The sequence below is a fragment of the Pyxidicoccus trucidator genome, from assembly GCF_010894435.1.
GTDB lineage: Bacteria > Myxococcota > Myxococcia > Myxococcales > Myxococcaceae > Myxococcus > Myxococcus trucidator.
Genome location: NZ_JAAIXZ010000005.1, coordinates 136,751 through 152,436, shown reverse-complemented (window position 1 = coordinate 152,436; position 15,686 = coordinate 136,751). Strand labels below are relative to the sequence as shown.

Below are 15,686 nucleotides of genomic sequence, written 5' to 3'. Positions count from 1 at the left end.
GGGCAACCCCGCCAGCCCAGGAGGCCTTCCGGCCCCCACTTCACGTCCTGGTGCGCTCGGGAAGGCAAACGCCCTGGGCATACCGCCCACCGGAGGCGCCTTCAAGAACGGCGACGGGGCTGACCGCGCGTCGTACTGCCCGCGCGCATCAGCCCCGCTTGTCCGGCATGGCCCCCGGAGTGGGAGCCGGCCGTGTCGCCTCAGCCGCCGGCCAGGGCGCGGGCCGCGTTGGCGTGCTCGCCGCTCGGCTCGCGCTTGAGGTACTCCTGGGCCAGCATCTTCGCCTTGGGGCCCTGCTTCGCGTCCTTCGACAGCAGGGTGGCGTAGAAGTAGTAGGCCGGGCCGTAGGCCTCGTCGGCGGTGAGGGCGCGCTGGTACGTCTCGTCCGCCTTCGCCGCGTCACCCTTGCCCTGGTAGACGCGGGCCAGCTCGGTGAGGGCCATGGCCGCGCGGTCCGCCTGGCCGAGGAACTCCTGGCTCGCCCGCTCCAGCTGCTCCTGGGCCTTCGCCCAGTCAGAGCGCTCGCGGTAGATGGCACCCATGGCGAGCCGGGCCTCCGGGTTCTTCGCCTTGGGCTCCTTCACCGCGCGCTGGTACTGGGCGAGGGCCTCGTCCAGCTTGCCCTGGCGGCGGTAGGCGTCGCCCAGCATGACCACCAGCTTGGGGCTGTCGCCCATCGTCTTCAGGGCCGTCACCAGCGCCTCGGCGGCTTCCTTCTCGCCGCCCTGCTTGCTCATGAGGGCGCGGGCCAGCTCGACGTGGAACTGGGCGCGCGAGGAGTCCATGCGGATGGCCTTGCGAATCTCCTCGGCGGCCGCGTCGAAGCTGTTCTCCGCGCGCAGCCGGCGGCCCTTGATGAGGTGCAGCTCCGGGTTCTGCTTGTCGAGCGCGAAGCCCGTCTCCTCGCTCTTGAGCATCTCCGCGCGCGCCTTGTCCTTGTCCAGGGGCACGGCGGTGGCCTCGGACAGCTTCTGCTGCACGTCCGGCTTCAGCGCCGCCATCTCCGCCGACACGCGACTGATGAGCAGCGAGCGGGCCAGGTGCGCTGCCGCGAGCTGGCGCGGCGACGGCGGCGGGTCGGACTCCAGCAGCTTCTTCAGCATGGTGTGGACCAGGCCGTAGTTGGGGGCGTCCTGCTCCAGCATCAGCAGCGAGCGGCCCAGCAGCGACTCGGGGTGGTCCTTCTCGTACCGGAGGGCGAAGTCGTAGTTCTTCCAGGCGGTGTTGTCCTGGCCCAGCCGGCGGTACACCGCACCCAGGCTCGCGTAGATGCGCGGGTCGTCCGGCGACAGCACCTGCGCGCGCTCCAGGCTGTCCCGCGCGCGCTCCATGTCGCCCGCGTTCATCTGGATGAGGCCCTGCGTCAGATAGAGCAGCGAGCTGGAGCGGCCCTGCGCGTCCAGGCCCTTCACCGTCTCCTCCAGCTTGCCCAGCGCCTCCTTGCCCTTGCCCCCGTACGTCAGGATGAGCGCCTCGGCGGCGATGAGGTGCGAGCTGACGTCCTTGCCCTGCTTGCCCGCGGCCAGGTGCTCCTCGGCCTTGCGGCGCGCGTCGTCACCACCGCCGTGCTCACCCCAGCGGATGGCGTATGCGTAGGCCAGGTAGCCGTGCGCCACGGTGGAGTCGGCATCCACCTCCAGCGCCTGGTCCGCCGCCTCACTCGCCTTCTTGTAGCTGTCGAACGAGTCGTGCTTGAGCAGGGCGCTGGCCCCGTCGAGCGACTTCTTCAGCGCGCGGGCAGTCTCCGTCGAGTGCTTGGAGTAGAAGTAGTAGCCGCCGAGGGAGAGGACGATGCCCGCCACCAGGGCCATCGTCACCGTCCTCTGACCGCGCCCTGCCGAGGCCGGGCGGCGCCGCGAGGACGACACCTCGTCGTCATCGTCCTCGTCCACCTCTTGCACCACCACCGGCGCGCGGCGGGGCTGGGGTGCGGGACGGGCCGGCTGGGCCTCGCCCCGGGCGGCGTTGCCGGCACCGGGGGCGCGCTGCGGCGGGGCCGCCGGGGCGGTCCTCGGCGTGGCGGACGGCTGCGAGGAGGTCCCTCCCGTCGCCGCGACACTCGCGAGGGCGGCGGCGGACTGCTGGGTGGCGGACGGGGCCGGAGGCGCGGTCGGCGCGAGCACCGGCGGCGCGGCCACGGGCGCCGGGGCCGCCGGCCGGGGCAGGTCAATCTTGTACTGCTGGAGGAGCGTGACGGTGTCCGGGTCACCCGGGTCCGCCGCGTACGCCTTGAGGAGGTTTGCCTTGCCGGGCTCGGCCTCGCCCGTCTTCAACTGAAGGGCGCCGGCCATGCGCAGGGCGGCCTTGTCCTCGGGCTGCGCCTGCAGCGCGCCGAGCGCCTCTTCCAGCGCCTTCTTGTCCTTGCCCTGCTCCGCGTAGACGCGGGCGAGCAGCAGTCGTGGGTCGGAGGCGTTCGGATGCGCCTTCACCCCCTTCTTGCAGACGACCATCGCCTCCATGAAGCGACCCATGCTCAGGTACGCTTCGGCGAGGGGCTTGTAGGCGGCGGACGAGGGGTCGGAGGCGAAGGCGTGCTCCAACTTCGCGAGCTCGGCCGGGCTCAACGTCTTCGAGGGGGAGATAGACATTACCGGGGGAGGTGAAGCGGGCGGGAAGGATACGCCTGAGACGAGGGGTTTTTATGGCACCCGCTGCGCGGCACGTCAATCGCAGGAATTCTAGTTGGCTCCTTGCGCTTGACAGCATGAAAGGGCTCCGGTACTAGCCCATCCACTTCGTCGGTCCCAACACCGCCGGGGCGCAGCAGGCAGGCAGGCAGTCAGCAGTCCGGTTGTGGGGGTGTAGCTCAGTTGGGAGAGCGTCGCGTTCGCAATGCGAAGGTCGTCGGTTCGATCCCGTCCACCTCCACCATGAAGTACGAAGGGCCTCACGGGCAACCGTGAGGCCCTTTGCATTTGGGGCACATCCCTCGAACTGCTGAATTGCAAAGCAGGCGGGCTTTGTTATCCGGAGTCGATGACCGACCCGTCCGCCTCCCTGTCGTTCTTCGCACGCTTCTGGCTCGCCTGGCTGTGCTTCTGGCGCTGCCTCGTGTCCCGCGAGTTCGCCCAGGCGGTGCTGCCGGCCAGCCGGGCCTATGACGCAGGCCAGCTCGCCCAGCTCCCCGCAGGCGGCTCCTCGCCCGCTGCCCTTCCGAAGGAGCCGCCCAAGCCGGCGGTGGTGAAGGCCCCCGAGCCGCCCCCCGCCCCGCCGCCCGAGCGCGAGCACGCCAGCGCCCTCTCCCTGCTGGGCATGCTCCAGCGCGAGGGCCGCTTCGTGGACTTCCTCCAGGAGAACGTGGCCGCCTTCTCGGATGCCGAGGTGGGAGCCGCCGCCCGCATCGTCCATGAGGGCTGCCGTAAGGTGGTGAACCAATACCTCACCCTGAAGCCCGTGCTGCCCCAGTCGGAGGGGGACGGCGTCACGGTGCCCCCCGGCTTCGACGCCCAGCGCACCCGCCTCACCGGAAACGTGGCCGGCCAGCCTCCCTATAACGGAACGCTGCGCCACCACGGCTGGGTGACGACGGAGGTGAAGTTCCCCTCCGTGAGCCCGGCGCTGGACCCGCGCGTGCTGGCGCCCGCCGAGGTCGAGCTCGCCTGACCGCCGCGCCGCCGTCCCGCTGAGCGAACAAAGGGGAGCCCCCCAGGAGTTCACGTCCGATATGGCCCGCTATTCCATCGGCATCGACCTTGGCACCACGCACTCCGCGGTGTCCTACTTCAACCTCGAGGAGGGCAAGCCCCGGGGCCCCGCGCAGTCCATGCTGCCCATCCCCCAGCTCACAGCGCCCGGCACCGTGGAGGCGCGCCCGCTGCTGCCGTCCTTCCTCTACCTGCCCTCCGGCCAGGAGTTCCCCGCCGGCAGCCTCGGGCTGCCGTGGAACCCGGAGGCCAGCACGATTGTGGGCGAGTTCGCCCGCACGCACGGCGCCAAGGTGCCCACGCGCCTCGTGTCCTCCGCCAAGAGCTGGTTGTCCCACCCCGGCGTGGACCGGCGCGCGGCGCTGCTGCCCTGGCAGGCCCCGGAAGAAGTCCAGCGCGTGTCGCCACTGGATGCGTCCGCGCGCTACCTCCGCCACCTGAAGGAGGCGTGGGACTCCACCTTCGCCCGCGCCCGGGAGGAGTCCGGCAACGCGCTGGCCGAGCAGGACGTCATCGTCACCGTCCCCGCGTCCTTCGACGCGGCGGCCCGGGACTTGACGCTGGAGGCCGCCAAGGCGGCGGGCCTCCACCACATCACCCTCCTGGAGGAGCCCCAGGCCGCGCTCTACGCGTGGCTGGAGGCCATGGGGGAGAACTTCCGCAAGCAGGTGCAGCCCGGCGAGGTCATCCTCGTGGTGGACGTGGGCGGCGGCACCTCGGACTTCTCCGTCATCACCGTGAGGGACCGCGAGGGTGACTTGGAGCTGCTGCGCGTGGCGGTGGGCGACCACATCCTGCTGGGCGGTGACAACATGGACCTGGCGCTGGCGCACACGCTCAACCAGCGCCTGACGGCGGAGGGCAAGAAGCTGGACGCGTGGCAGTTCAACGCCCTCACCTACGGCTGCCGGCACGCGAAGGAGACGCTGTACGGCGACCCCTCCATGGAGCGGGCGCCCATCTCCATCCCCGGCCGGGGCTCGTCGCTCATCGGCGGCACGCTGCGCACGGAGCTGACGCGCGAGGAGTTGGACCGGGTCCTCACCGACGGCTTCTTCCCGGTGACGTCCGCGGACGAGCTGCCCCGCACCGCGCGCCGCACGGGCCTGGCGCAGATGGCGCTGCCCTACGCGCAGGACCCGGGCGTCTCGCGGCACCTCGCGGCCTTCCTCACCCGGCAGGCCCAGGCGCTCGCGGCCAGCCAGGACGCGCCGGTGGACGTGAGCGGCAAGGCCTTCCTCCACCCCACCGCGGTGCTCTTCAACGGCGGCGTCTTCAAGGCCGGTCCGCTGAAGGCGCGCGTCATGGAGGTGCTCAACGCGTGGCTGGAGGCCGACGGCGGCCAGCCGGCCAAGGAGCTGGAGGGCGCGGACCTGGACCTCGCCGTGGCGCGCGGCGCCGCGTACTACGGCTGGGTGCGCCAGGGCCACGGCCTGCGCATCCGCGGCGGCACCGCCCGCGCCTACTACGTGGGCGTGGAGACGGCGATGCCCGCCGTGCCCGGCATGGAGCCGCCCGTGAAGGCGCTCTGCGTGGCCCCCTTCGGCATGGAGGAAGGGACGCAGGCGGACGTGCCGCCGCAGGAGTTCGGCCTCGTCACCGGCGAGCCCACCAGCTTCCGCTTCTTCTCCTCGTCCGTCCGCCGCGACGACAAGGTGGGCGTCATGCTGGAGGACGTGGACAGCGAGCTGGCCGGCGGTGCGCTGGAGGAGCTGGCGCCCATTGAGACCACCATGCCCGGCAAGCCGTCGGCTTTTGGCGACCTGACGCCCGTCAACCTCCAGGCGGCGGTGACGGAGGTGGGCACCCTGGAGCTGCGCTGCCTGCAGAAGGACGGCCCGGGACGCTGGAAGCTGGAGCTCAACGTCCGCATGAAGGAGTAGAAAGCCGCCCGTCAACCGGAGGCGTATGCGAATCGTCGGAATCGACCTGGGAACCACCCACTGCGCGGTGGCATCCGTGGACCCCACGAAGGGCGCGGGCGCGCCCGTGGAGGACTTCCCGATTCCCCAGCTCGTCCGGCAGGGAGAGGTGGCGCCCCGCGCGCTGCTCCCCTCCACCGTGTACGTGCCCGCGGGCCACGAGCTGGCCGCCGGGTCTCTCGAGCTGCCCTGGGGCGATGACGGCAGCGCGTGGGTGGTGGGAGAGCTGGCCCGCTGGCAGGGCGCCCGCGTGCCTGGGCGGCTCATCGCCAGCGCCAAGAGCTGGCTGTGCCACCCGGGCGTGGACCGCTCCGCGCCCATCCTCCCGTGGGGTGCTCCGGCGGACGTGCGGAAGCTCTCCCCGGTGGACGCCAGCGCCCTCCTGCTGACGCACCTGGCGCGCGCGTGGGACTTCGCGCACCCGGACGCGCCCCTGTCGAAGCAGGAGGTGGTGATTACCGTCCCCGCCTCCTTCGACGAGGCGGCGCGCGCCCTCACGGTGAGCGCCGCGCGCAAGGCCGGGCTTGAGAAGTTCACCCTGCTGGAGGAGCCGCAGGCGGCCTTCTACGACTACACCGCGCGCCACCGGACGGGCCTGGAGCAGACGCTCGGCAACGTCCGGCTGGTGCTGGTGGTGGACGTGGGCGGCGGCACCACGGACTTCACGCTGGTGCACGCGGGTGTCTCTCCCGAGGGCCCCATGCTGCGGCGCCTCGCGGTGGGCGACCACCTGCTGCTGGGTGGCGACAACATGGACGCCGCCCTGGCCCGCCGCGTGGAGGAGAAGCTCTTCACCGACGGCCGCCGCCTGTCCGCCACGCAGTGGACGCAGGCCATCCAGGCCGCGCGCACCGCGAAGGAGGCGCTGCTGGGCAACGTACCCCCGGAGAAGTACGGCGTCTCCCTGGTGAGCGAAGGCAGCCGGCTGCTGGGCGGCACGCTCTCCACCGAGCTGCTGCGCGACGAGGCGCAGGCCCTGGTGCTGGACGGCTTCTTCCCCGCCACCGGCCCCACCGAGCGCCCGCGCCGCGCCGCGCGCATGGCGCTCCAGGAGCTGGGCCTGCCGTACGTGCAGGACGCGGCGGTGACACGGCACCTGGCGGCCTTCCTCGCGCAGCACGCGGCGGCGGGCTTCGCGGCGCTGGGGGAGACGGCTCCGGCCGAGGGCGCCCTGCCCCGCCCCGACGCCATCCTCCTCAATGGAGGCGTCTTCAACTCGCCCCAGATTTCCGCGCGGCTGGTGGAGGCCCTCTCCGCATGGTGGCCCGGCGCGCCGCGCATCCCCCTGCTGCGCCATGAGTCGCTGGAATTGGCGGTGGCGCGGGGTGCCGCGTACTACGGGCTGGTGCGGCGCGGGCATGGCCTGCGCATCGGCGGTGGCGCGGCGCGCGCGTACTACGTGGGCCTGCAGCGGCCGGCGGACAGCGCGGAGCAGCCGGCGCTGTGCCTCATCCCCCGTGGCTTCGAGGAGGGACAGAAGGTGGACCTGGGCGAGCGCCCCTTCACGCTCACCCTGGGGCGGCCGGTGCAGTTCCAGGTCTTCTCCACGACGAGCGACCGCATCGACAAGCCGGGAGACCTCGTCCCGCTGGCGGAGGACCTCAAGCCCCTGCCCCCCATCCACACCCTGCTCAAGGGCGCGTCCGGCAAGGTGGCCGAGGTGCCCGTGCACCTTCAGGCGGCGCTGACGGAGATTGGCACGCTGGAGCTGTACTGCGTCTCCAACGTGGCGGACGAGCGGTGGCGGCTGGAGTTCGAGCTGCGCGGCACGGGCGGCTCGCACGAGCTGACCGTCACCGAGTCCATGCCCGCGCGCTTCGTCGAGGCGAAGGACAACATCGAGCGCGTCTACGGCAACAAGCCCCTGCCCATCGGCCCCAAGGACGTGAAGCAGCTGGGACGCACGATGGAGAAGGCGCTGGGCCCGCGCGAGACGTGGCGCGTGCCGGTGCTGCGCGAGATGTGGAGCACGCTGTACGCGGGCGCCAGCAAGCGGCGCCGCACGGAGGACCACGAGCGCGTCTTCTACAGCCTCACCGGCTTCAGCCTGCGCCCGGGCTTCGGCTACCCGCTGGACGGCTGGCGCGCGGAGCAGACCTTCAGCCTCTTCGACGCGCTGGTGCAGCACCACACGGACAAGGCGGTGTGGACGGAGTTCTGGGTGATGTGGCGCCGCATCGCCGGCGGCCTCACCGAGGCGCAGCAGCAGAAGCTGTACGCGTACCTCCAGCCGCACCTAGCGCGGAGGGTGCCGCCGGACGCGCCGCCCGCTGGGAAGCTCAAGGGCATCCAACCGGAGGGGCTGGAGGAGATGGTCCGCACGGTGGCCTCGCTGGAGCACCTGTCGCCCGGAGACAAGTCGGAGGTGGGCCGGTGGATTGCCGCGCGGCTGAAGGCCGAGGCGAAGTCCGGTGGCCCCTGGGCCTGGGCGCTGGGCCGGCTGGGTGCGCGCGTGCCGCTCTACGGCAGCAGCCACAAGGTGGTGGACGTGGAGACGGCCGAGGCGTGGCTCACGCTGCTGCTGGAGCTGGATCTGCGGAAGGTGGACGGCGCTCCCTTCGCGGCGGCGCAGCTGGCCCGGCTCACCGGCGACCGCACCCGGGACCTGGACCCCGCCCTGCGTGAGCGCACGGCGCAGGCCCTGGTCGCGGCGAAGGCGTCCGAGGCCTGGGTGCGAATGGTGCGCGAGGTGCTGGCGCTGGAGGAGGCGGACGAGGCCCGGGCGCTCGGTGACACGCTGCCGGCGGGCCTGCGCCTGTCCTGATCGGGCTCCCGTCCGGGTGCAGGCCAACGGCGGTGGAGAAGGCCCACCCGGGCGGCCTGCGCTGAAACGGAGACGACCCGGCGAACCCAGGGCCCGGAGCTACCGGGGCGTGAGGTTGCTGCTCGTGGTCGGATCACTCCCATCGGGTCGGTGCGGTGAGCCCGACCCTGCGGGAGTGTGGCTCAACGGTGGATCAGCTCAACCCTGTGCGGCGACGGGCGGAGCGACGACAGTCTCCGCGGCGTCACCCGCGCCGGCGACCACCTGGAGCACCGGCGGGGCCTCGGGGGCCTTCGCGGCGGCTTCCTGGCCGGCCTTCGGCTTCTTGGTGCCCGCGCCCGAGCGGCACGTGCGGCACCAGGGCTGGTTGCGGATGGCGCCATCCGCCATCTTCCGCAGGCCGAACTGCGCCAGCGGCTTCAGGGTCCTGCACTTGATGCACATCAGCGAGATGAGCACCTCGTGGCCATCCGCGTCGTAGACCGCGGACTTGCGCCGCTTCCGCGGCTGACCCTGCCCCGGTTCACGCTGCTTGGCCTTGTCAGGCGCAGGCGGCGCCATCATCGGGGTCACTTTGTAAAGCATGTCGGTCCCTCCCACTCACGCGCGCCCGCACTCGCAGGCCCAGCCAAGGGCCACCTCGGTTCAAGCGCTCGCCTGCCCTAGACTAGGGACTCTTCCTCCCGTTGAAAACTGATCCAAGGCCGAAAAATCGGGCCCTGGCGCGTTTCCGCTGATCTTTCGCCGGGTTGGCTCTCCTCGTTCAGTCCCAGCGGATCACACCCGAGCTGAATTTTCGGCCCGGGCTCCCTCAGCGCGACGCGCCAGGACAGTCCGCGACACCCATGTAGCGCACACGCCCCAGCGGAGGTGCCTGGAGGGTGCCGCCACGGGCCTTCCCGTAGGCGATGACGGCCTCGCGCAAATCCATGTCGCGCACGGGCGTGAGGTCCACGCGCTCGGGAGGCAGCGCCCGGGTGACGGGGCCCACGCCATCGCCCCCCCGCGCGAGGAAGTCCGGCACCGCCACCCGGTAGGTCTTCCCCGGCGCCAGCGCGGTGCCACCCACCAGGGTGGCGCCCTGGAACCGCTGGGGCCCCGGGCAGCGCGCCAGCGTCAGCTCCAGCCCGGAGACGGCGAAGACGGCGCCCCGGTCGGACGCATGGGCCAGCTCCAGCAGGCGCCGCAGCTCCGCGCCGGTGAGCTGGAGCAGCGCCACGGTGTTGTCGAAGGGCAGCACCTCGTACACCTGGCCGAAGGACAGCGGGCCTGCGGGCAGATCCGCGCGGATGCCGCCGGGGTTCATCACCGCCACGTCCGCACCGGCCGCCTCGCGCAGGGCATCCGCGATGAGGTTGCCCAGCGCGCCCTCCGCCGTGTAGCCGCGCGCCAGGGGCGTCGCCGCGGAGACGCCCAGCGCGCGCTGCTGGGCTTCGCGCGCGGTCGCCAGCGCCGGGGCCAGCAGCCGCGTCACCTCCGCGTCCGGCACCACGGGCGCTCCCAGGAAGGTGGCCGGCACCAGGCGCACCGCGGGCTGCTCCCGCAGGCGGCGCCCGTCACACGTGCCGCGGGTCGCGTCCACCTGGGCGCAGAGGGGAATGGCCGCCTGGATGCGGGTGCGCTCCGTCAGCACGCGCCGGCTCGCCGGGTCCACGTACAGCTCCACCACGCCCAGCGAGCGCGCCTGACCGGACGTCTCGATGACGGGCACGCCGCCGAAGAAGTGGCCCATGGGCTGGTGCGTGTGCCCCGCCACCACCGCGTCCAGCGTGCCCGGCGGCAGCGCGTCCAGCATGGTCAGGATTTCCGCGTCGCCCCCCCGCTCACAGCTGGACGTGTCGCGTGGGTTCTTCAGGTCCGGGCACCTGCCCCCCGCGTGCGCCACGGCCACCACCACCTCCGCGCCGCGCGCACGCAGGGAGCGGGCCCCCTCCATCGCGGCGGGCGCCAGCGGAAGGAAGCGCAGCGAGGCCACGTTGGCGGGGTTGGTGACGTCGGGAGTGGCCTCGGTGGTGAGCCCCACGAGGCCCACCTTCACGCCCTTCACCGTCAGCAGGCGCGTGCCGTCATTGCCCGTCCACGCCGGGCGCTGGCCGGTGGCCGCCTCGCGGAGGTTGGCGGACAGCAGCGGGAAGCGGGCCTGGCGGACGCGGGCCTTCAGGGCCCCCAGCGCGTCATCGCCGGGGCGGGTCGCCATGGCGCCGGGGCCCACGGGCCCGTAGTCGAACTCGTGGTTGCCGATGGCCGCCGCGGCGACGTCCAGGTGGTTGTACACGTCGATGACGACGGCGCCCTCGGTGAGGTTGGACGGCAGCGTCCCCTGGAAGAGGTCCCCGGCGTCCACCAGCAGCACCCCGCCCGGGTTGTCCTGGCGCAGCCGGGCCACGTAGGCCGCCAGGGTGGCCGCCCCACCCTCCTCCACCACCTGCCCGTCCTTGAGGGGCGTGCGGTGGGGCTCCACCTGGCCGTGGAAGTCGTTGAGGCCCACCAGGGTGAGCCGCACGGGCCCGCCCAGCGCGGCGCTCGCGGTGGGGCCGGCTTCGGGAGCCGGGGCCGTGGGAGGAGTGCTGGCGCAGGAAGCGGCGAGGGCCGCCAGGACGAAGAGGACGGGGTGCGGGGAACGCATGGAGGCGCGCACTTCAGCGCCTCCCGTGTGCCCTGGCAACGCGCTTCAGCTCCCTTCAGCTCCGGCGACGCCGACGACCCGTCATCGCCAGGGCGAGCAGCCCGAGCAGCGCCGTCGCGGGAACGGAAGCCGAGGCGCAGGAGCACCCGTCGCCATCATCGGGAATCGTGATGGGGTTGGAGGGAAGCGGCTCAGGCCCGCCCACCACGGGACCGGCGTCCCTCCCCGTGCCTCCATCCGTCCCGCCGTCGGTGTCCTGCCGCGTGTCGATGCGCAGCGGCGGGTCGAAGGCGTTGGCCACCGCCGGCCAGGAGACGAGCTTGAGGTTCTCCGGGCCGGCCACGCTGTCGTGCGCGATGAAGAGGCCATCCGGGAAGGTGGCACCCACCGGCAGCGAGGTCACCGACAGGGCGAGCGGTCCGTCCACCGCGTCGCGGATGCCGGCGTCCGCATTCGACGCCACGCGGAACGCGCCGATGAAGGCGAGCGAGCGGCGCTCGAAGACGACGAACGCGTTCGCGTCCCGGTCGGCGGCGATGAGGTAGCCCTCGCTGCTCCCCGCGCGGTACAGGCCCACCCGGCCGATGGTCGTGGAGAGCTGCCCGCCGTCCGCCGCCGCCACCACGCGCCCCTCGCTGCCCGCGTCGGGCTCGGCGCCGAAGCGCAAGAGTCCCTGACCGGACACCATGGCGAACAGGGAACCGGTGTCCTCGTCCGCCGTCAGACCGGCGATGGTGCCGAAGGCGGTGCCGACGCGCGTGTCGATGCTGCGCACCTGGGTGCCCGACACGCCTCCATCCGCCCCGCTCAGCTCGAACTGGTCGATGAACCGCTCCGAGGCCCTGAAGGCGTAGAAGCGGCCCGAAGCGGCGCTGCGATAGAGCGCCACGGACTGCAGGCCCGAGCCCGAGACGTCGAAGGCCACGGGACCGATGGGCTGCACACGGTCCGAGGCCAGGGTGGAGAGCCGGTAGGCCATCACCCTGCCAGCCTGGGCCGACAGCAACAGCGTCTGGTTGCCCCCGGCCAGCGGAAAGCCGTCATGCACGGCCAGCCCGCGGGTGGGCCCGTCCGCCTCCAGCTCCAGCCGGTCCCCATTCAGGCCATAGGTGACGAGCCCCGAGTTGACGCTGTCGTACGCCGTGAAGATGAGGCTCGAGCCTCCATCCGGGTTCACCCAGAGTGCCACGTCCCGAAGGGCATTGGCTCCGGCGGCGACCTCTACGTCCGTCTGCGAAGTGGGCACCACGGAGACCGGCTGCCCGGACACGGACGCGCTCGCGAGCAGCGCCACCAGGGCCAGGGGAAATGGATTGCGCATGACTGGCTCCTTGAGCGTCTTGGGAGCACCTACCTTGTCACGGGAGGTGTGCCTTTCAAGTACGAAGTCCGTGGGAACGGTTGGCTATAAGAACAGCCTCGGGTAGAACGCCCGCGTCCTCCAGCGAACATAGAAAAAGACCATGGCGACCAAGCGCGCACTGATTACGGGCATCACGGGGCAGGACGGCAGCTACCTCGCGGAGCTGCTGCTTTCGAAGGGCTACGAGGTGCACGGCATGGTGCGCCGGTCCTCGGAGGAGAAGTTCGAGCGCATCCAGCACCTGCACGGGAAGATCCAGCTCCATCAGGGCGACCTGCTGGACCAGTTCTCCCTGGCGGCGCTGCTGAACCTGGTCAAGCCCGACGAGGTCTACAACCTGGCGGCGCAGTCCTTCGTGCCCACCAGTTGGAACCAGCCCGTCCTCACGGGTGAGTTCACCGCGCTGGGCGTGACGAAGATGCTGGAGGCCATCCGCCACACCCGCCCGCAGGTGCGCTTCTACCAGGCGTCCTCCAGCGAGATGTTCGGCAAGGTGCTGGAGGTGCCCCAGACGGAGGAGACGCCCTTCTACCCGCGCAGCCCGTACGGCGTGGCCAAGGCGTACGGCCACCACATCACCGTGAACTACCGCGAGTCCTTCGGCCTGTTCGCGGTGAGCGGCATCCTCTTCAACCACGAGTCCCCGCGCCGGGGCCTCGAGTTCGTCACGCGCAAGGTCACCCACAACGTGGCGCGCATCAAGCTGGGCCTCCAGGAGAAGCTGCCCATGGGCAACCTGGACGCCAAGCGCGACTGGGGCTTCGCGGGCGACTACGTGGACGCCATGTGGCGCATGCTCCAGCAGCCGGAGCCGGACGACTACGTGGTGGCCACCAACGAGACGCACACGGTGCGCGAGCTGGTGGAGATTGCCTTCGGCCGCGTGGGCCTGGACTACCAGAAGTACGTGCACATCGACCCGGCCTTCGTGCGCCCCGCCGAGGTGGACCTGCTCATCGGCGACTACGCCAAGGCGAAGAAGAAGCTCGACTGGGAGCCCACCGTGCGCTTCAAGCAGCTGGTGGAGATGATGGTCGACGCGGACCTGGAGCGGGTGAAGGCGGGGCAGCGGTAGATGCGCATCCTCGTCACCGGAGCGGACGGCTTCGTCGGCCGGCACCTGTGCGCCATGCTGCGCGCGGCCGGTGACGACGTGGTGGAGGCGCATGGGCCTCGCGGGGAGGGCATCAACAGCAGCGCCCTCCACTTCGACGTGTCCAACGAGGCGGCGATGAAGGCCGCCGTCGCCGAGGCGAAGCCCGAGGGGGTCATCCACCTCGCGGGCTTCAGCTCGGTGGCCAAGAGCCACAACAACCCCTCGCGCGTGTTCGCGGTGAACACGATGGGGGTGGTGCACCTGCTCACGGCACTGCGCGACACCGCTCCGAAGACGCGGGTGGTGCTGGTGGGCTCGGGCGAGGTGTACGGCCCGGTGCCCGAGGGCACGCGCGCCGACGAGACCACGCCCGCGGTGCCGCTGAGCCCCTACGCGGCCTCCAAGTCCGCGGCGGAGCTGGCGGGGGTGCAGTTCCACCGCAGCTACGGGCTGGAGGTGATGATGGCCCGACCCTTCAACCACCTGGGCGCGGGACAGGACCCCACCTTCGTGGTGCCCTCCTTCGCGTCGCAGATTCGCGCCATCGGCCTGGGCACGGTGGACCCGGTGCTGCGCACCGGCAACCTGGAGGCCGTGCGCGACTTCTCCCACGTCCGCGACGTGGTGGAGGCGTACCGCCTGCTGCTGCTGAAGGGCGAGGCTGGGCAGGCCTACAACATCTGCAGCGGCGAGGGCCGCACCATCCGCAGCCTGCTGGAGGAGATGCTGGCGCTGGCCGGGGTGAATGCGCGGATTGAGCTGGACCCGGCGCGGCTGAGGCCCTCGGACATCCCGAGCCTCGTCGGCGCGCCGGACAAGCTGCGGGCGCTGGGCTGGACGCCGAAGCTGACGGTGACGGACGCGCTGCGCGACGTGCTCGGCCCCAAGGTGCCGGCCCGCGCCGGCTGACGCCGCGTGGAGCCCCGTGGCCCCCTTCTGATATTCCAGGGGGATGCACGAAGGCGCCTACAAGTTCGTGGCCCGGGTTGTCACGCAGCTCGAGCCACGCAAGCAGGTCCTGGAGCTCGGGAGCCGGACGGTGGCGGGGAACTGGCCCTACTCCGGCTCCATCCGCCCGCTGTTCCCCGGCTCGGAGTACGTCGGCGTGGACATCGCCCACGGGGAGAATGTGGACTTCCTCGGGGATGCCGCCACCTGGCGCCCGGAGCCCTTCCGCCAGTTCGACACCGTCGTCTGCACCGAGACGCTCGAGCACACGCCCGAGGCCGAGCGCATCTGCCACAACGCCCTGGCCCTGCTCCACGTGGGCGGGGTGTTCATCCTCACGGCCGCGGGTGTCGGGCGCACGCCCCACTCGGCGGTGGACGGCCAGGGGCTGCGGCCCGGTGAGTACTACCGCAACGTCAACCGCGAGCAGCTCCGGCAGTGGCTGGCGCCGTTCGGCTTCGCGATGATCGACACGGCTTCCACACCCGGGGACATCTACGCCCTCGCGGTGAAGTTGGGGCCCGGGACGTGAAGCCGGGCGTCACGGTGGTGATGGTCGCTTACGACAACGAGGACCGGGCGCTGACGCGCCTGATGCGCGACCTCATGCCGTCCCTGTTGCTGTACCGGAGCGCCCTCGACGCCGAGTTGCTGGTGGTCGACAACAGCGCGAAGCCGCAGCCGAGGCTGGCGGAGGCGGTGCGCGAGAATGGCGTCGTCCCCGCGAAGTACCTCTGGAACGAAGGCCGCAACCTCTACTACGGCCCGGCCCTGAACCTCGCGGTGAAGGCCGCGGCGCACCCGTTCCTGCTCTACGTCTGCGCCAACCACGGGCGGATGGTGGACCCGACGTGGCTGTGGGACCTCCTCGCGCCGCTGGTGAACGACACCACGGGCAAGGTGGCCCTCACCGGCACCCACGCCCCGAGCGGCCCGCCGTCCAAGCTGGGCTTCCCGAACTCGCTGCCGCACCTCCACATCCAGGGAGGCCTCTTCGCCGCGAGGACCGGCGTGCTGGCGCAGCACCCATTCCCTGATGGCGAATACGCCCACTGGAACTCGGACGTCTACCAGTCCCTCCAGCTCCTGCAGCGGGGCTACCGGCTGGTGGACGTGCCCACCGTCAAGTCCGTGTGGCGCTCCCGGGTGACGCAGGGCCACTACAAGTTCATCCACGACGAGGGCTGAGAGGGTGTGAAGCGCTCGGCCGAACCGGCCCGCGAGTGGCCGACTCCCCGGGGGCGACGTAGCAACGGCTCCGACTCAACCCACGGGCACTGAGTGCTCCCGGGCCGCGCGTGGCGCCGGCTTTCTCCGTGCGGG

At 71.7% G+C, this 15,686-nt stretch carries 11 protein-coding genes and 1 tRNA gene; 8 read left to right on the top strand and 4 right to left on the bottom strand.

The window, feature by feature from the left end:
* Positions 1-200: 200 nt before the first annotated feature.
* Positions 201-2,588, bottom strand: coding sequence for a tetratricopeptide repeat protein (locus G4D85_RS16485; RefSeq protein WP_164013003.1), 2,388 nt, complete (start codon positions 2,586-2,588; stop codon positions 201-203).
* A 207-nt stretch (positions 2,589-2,795) separates the two neighbouring features.
* Between G4D85_RS16485 and G4D85_RS16480 the strand changes: the two genes are divergently transcribed.
* The 4 genes from G4D85_RS16480 (at position 2,796) to G4D85_RS16465 (ending at position 8,330) form a co-directional block, all read left to right on the top strand.
* Positions 2,796-2,871, top strand: a tRNA-Ala gene (locus G4D85_RS16480).
* A 105-nt stretch (positions 2,872-2,976) separates the two neighbouring features.
* Positions 2,977-3,603, top strand: coding sequence for a DUF2760 domain-containing protein (locus tag G4D85_RS16475; protein WP_164013001.1), 627 nt, complete (start codon positions 2,977-2,979; stop codon positions 3,601-3,603).
* 61 nt (positions 3,604-3,664) lie between these two features.
* Positions 3,665-5,527: an Hsp70 family protein gene (locus tag G4D85_RS16470; protein WP_164012999.1), complete on the top strand. Its 1,863-nt coding sequence runs from the start codon at positions 3,665-3,667 to the stop codon at positions 5,525-5,527.
* Between the two features lie 25 nt (positions 5,528-5,552).
* On the top strand, positions 5,553-8,330 hold the full coding sequence (locus tag G4D85_RS16465) for an Hsp70 family protein (protein WP_164012997.1): 2,778 nt from the start codon (positions 5,553-5,555) through the stop codon (positions 8,328-8,330).
* A 198-nt stretch (positions 8,331-8,528) separates the two neighbouring features.
* Here G4D85_RS16465 and G4D85_RS16460 read toward each other — a convergent pair whose 3' ends face one another.
* The 3 genes from G4D85_RS16460 to G4D85_RS16450 form a co-directional block, all read right to left on the bottom strand.
* Positions 8,529-8,915 (bottom strand): hypothetical protein, encoded by a 387-nt coding sequence (locus G4D85_RS16460; protein ID WP_164012996.1) that lies wholly within the window; start codon positions 8,913-8,915, stop codon positions 8,529-8,531.
* 226 nt (positions 8,916-9,141) lie between these two features.
* Positions 9,142-10,956: a bifunctional metallophosphatase/5'-nucleotidase gene (locus G4D85_RS16455; RefSeq protein WP_164012993.1), complete on the bottom strand. Its 1,815-nt coding sequence runs from the start codon at positions 10,954-10,956 to the stop codon at positions 9,142-9,144.
* 55 nt (positions 10,957-11,011) lie between these two features.
* Positions 11,012-12,277: a myxosortase-dependent phytase-like phosphatase gene (locus tag G4D85_RS16450; protein ID WP_164012991.1), complete on the bottom strand. Its 1,266-nt coding sequence runs from the start codon at positions 12,275-12,277 to the stop codon at positions 11,012-11,014.
* A gap of 142 nt (positions 12,278-12,419) precedes the next feature.
* Between G4D85_RS16450 and gmd the strand changes: the two genes are divergently transcribed.
* Genes gmd through G4D85_RS16430 form a run of 4 tightly spaced genes read left to right on the top strand, consistent with a single transcriptional unit; the run spans position 12,420 to position 15,551 of the window.
* Positions 12,420-13,394 (top strand): GDP-mannose 4,6-dehydratase, encoded by a 975-nt coding sequence (gmd, locus tag G4D85_RS16445; RefSeq protein WP_164012989.1) that lies wholly within the window; start codon positions 12,420-12,422, stop codon positions 13,392-13,394.
* Positions 13,395-14,324: a GDP-mannose 4,6-dehydratase gene (locus G4D85_RS16440; protein ID WP_164012987.1), complete on the top strand. Its 930-nt coding sequence runs from the start codon at positions 13,395-13,397 to the stop codon at positions 14,322-14,324. It abuts the gene before it with no gap.
* Between the two features lie 43 nt (positions 14,325-14,367).
* The gene (locus G4D85_RS16435) at positions 14,368-14,895 is read left to right on the top strand and encodes a class I SAM-dependent methyltransferase (protein ID WP_164012985.1); all 528 of its coding nucleotides are present in this window, start codon (positions 14,368-14,370) and stop codon (positions 14,893-14,895) included.
* Positions 14,892-15,551: a glycosyltransferase family 2 protein gene (locus G4D85_RS16430; protein WP_164012983.1), complete on the top strand. Its 660-nt coding sequence runs from the start codon at positions 14,892-14,894 to the stop codon at positions 15,549-15,551. Before G4D85_RS16435 ends, G4D85_RS16430 begins: the two co-directional genes overlap by 4 nt.
* The last annotated feature ends 135 nt before the right edge of the window (positions 15,552-15,686 follow it).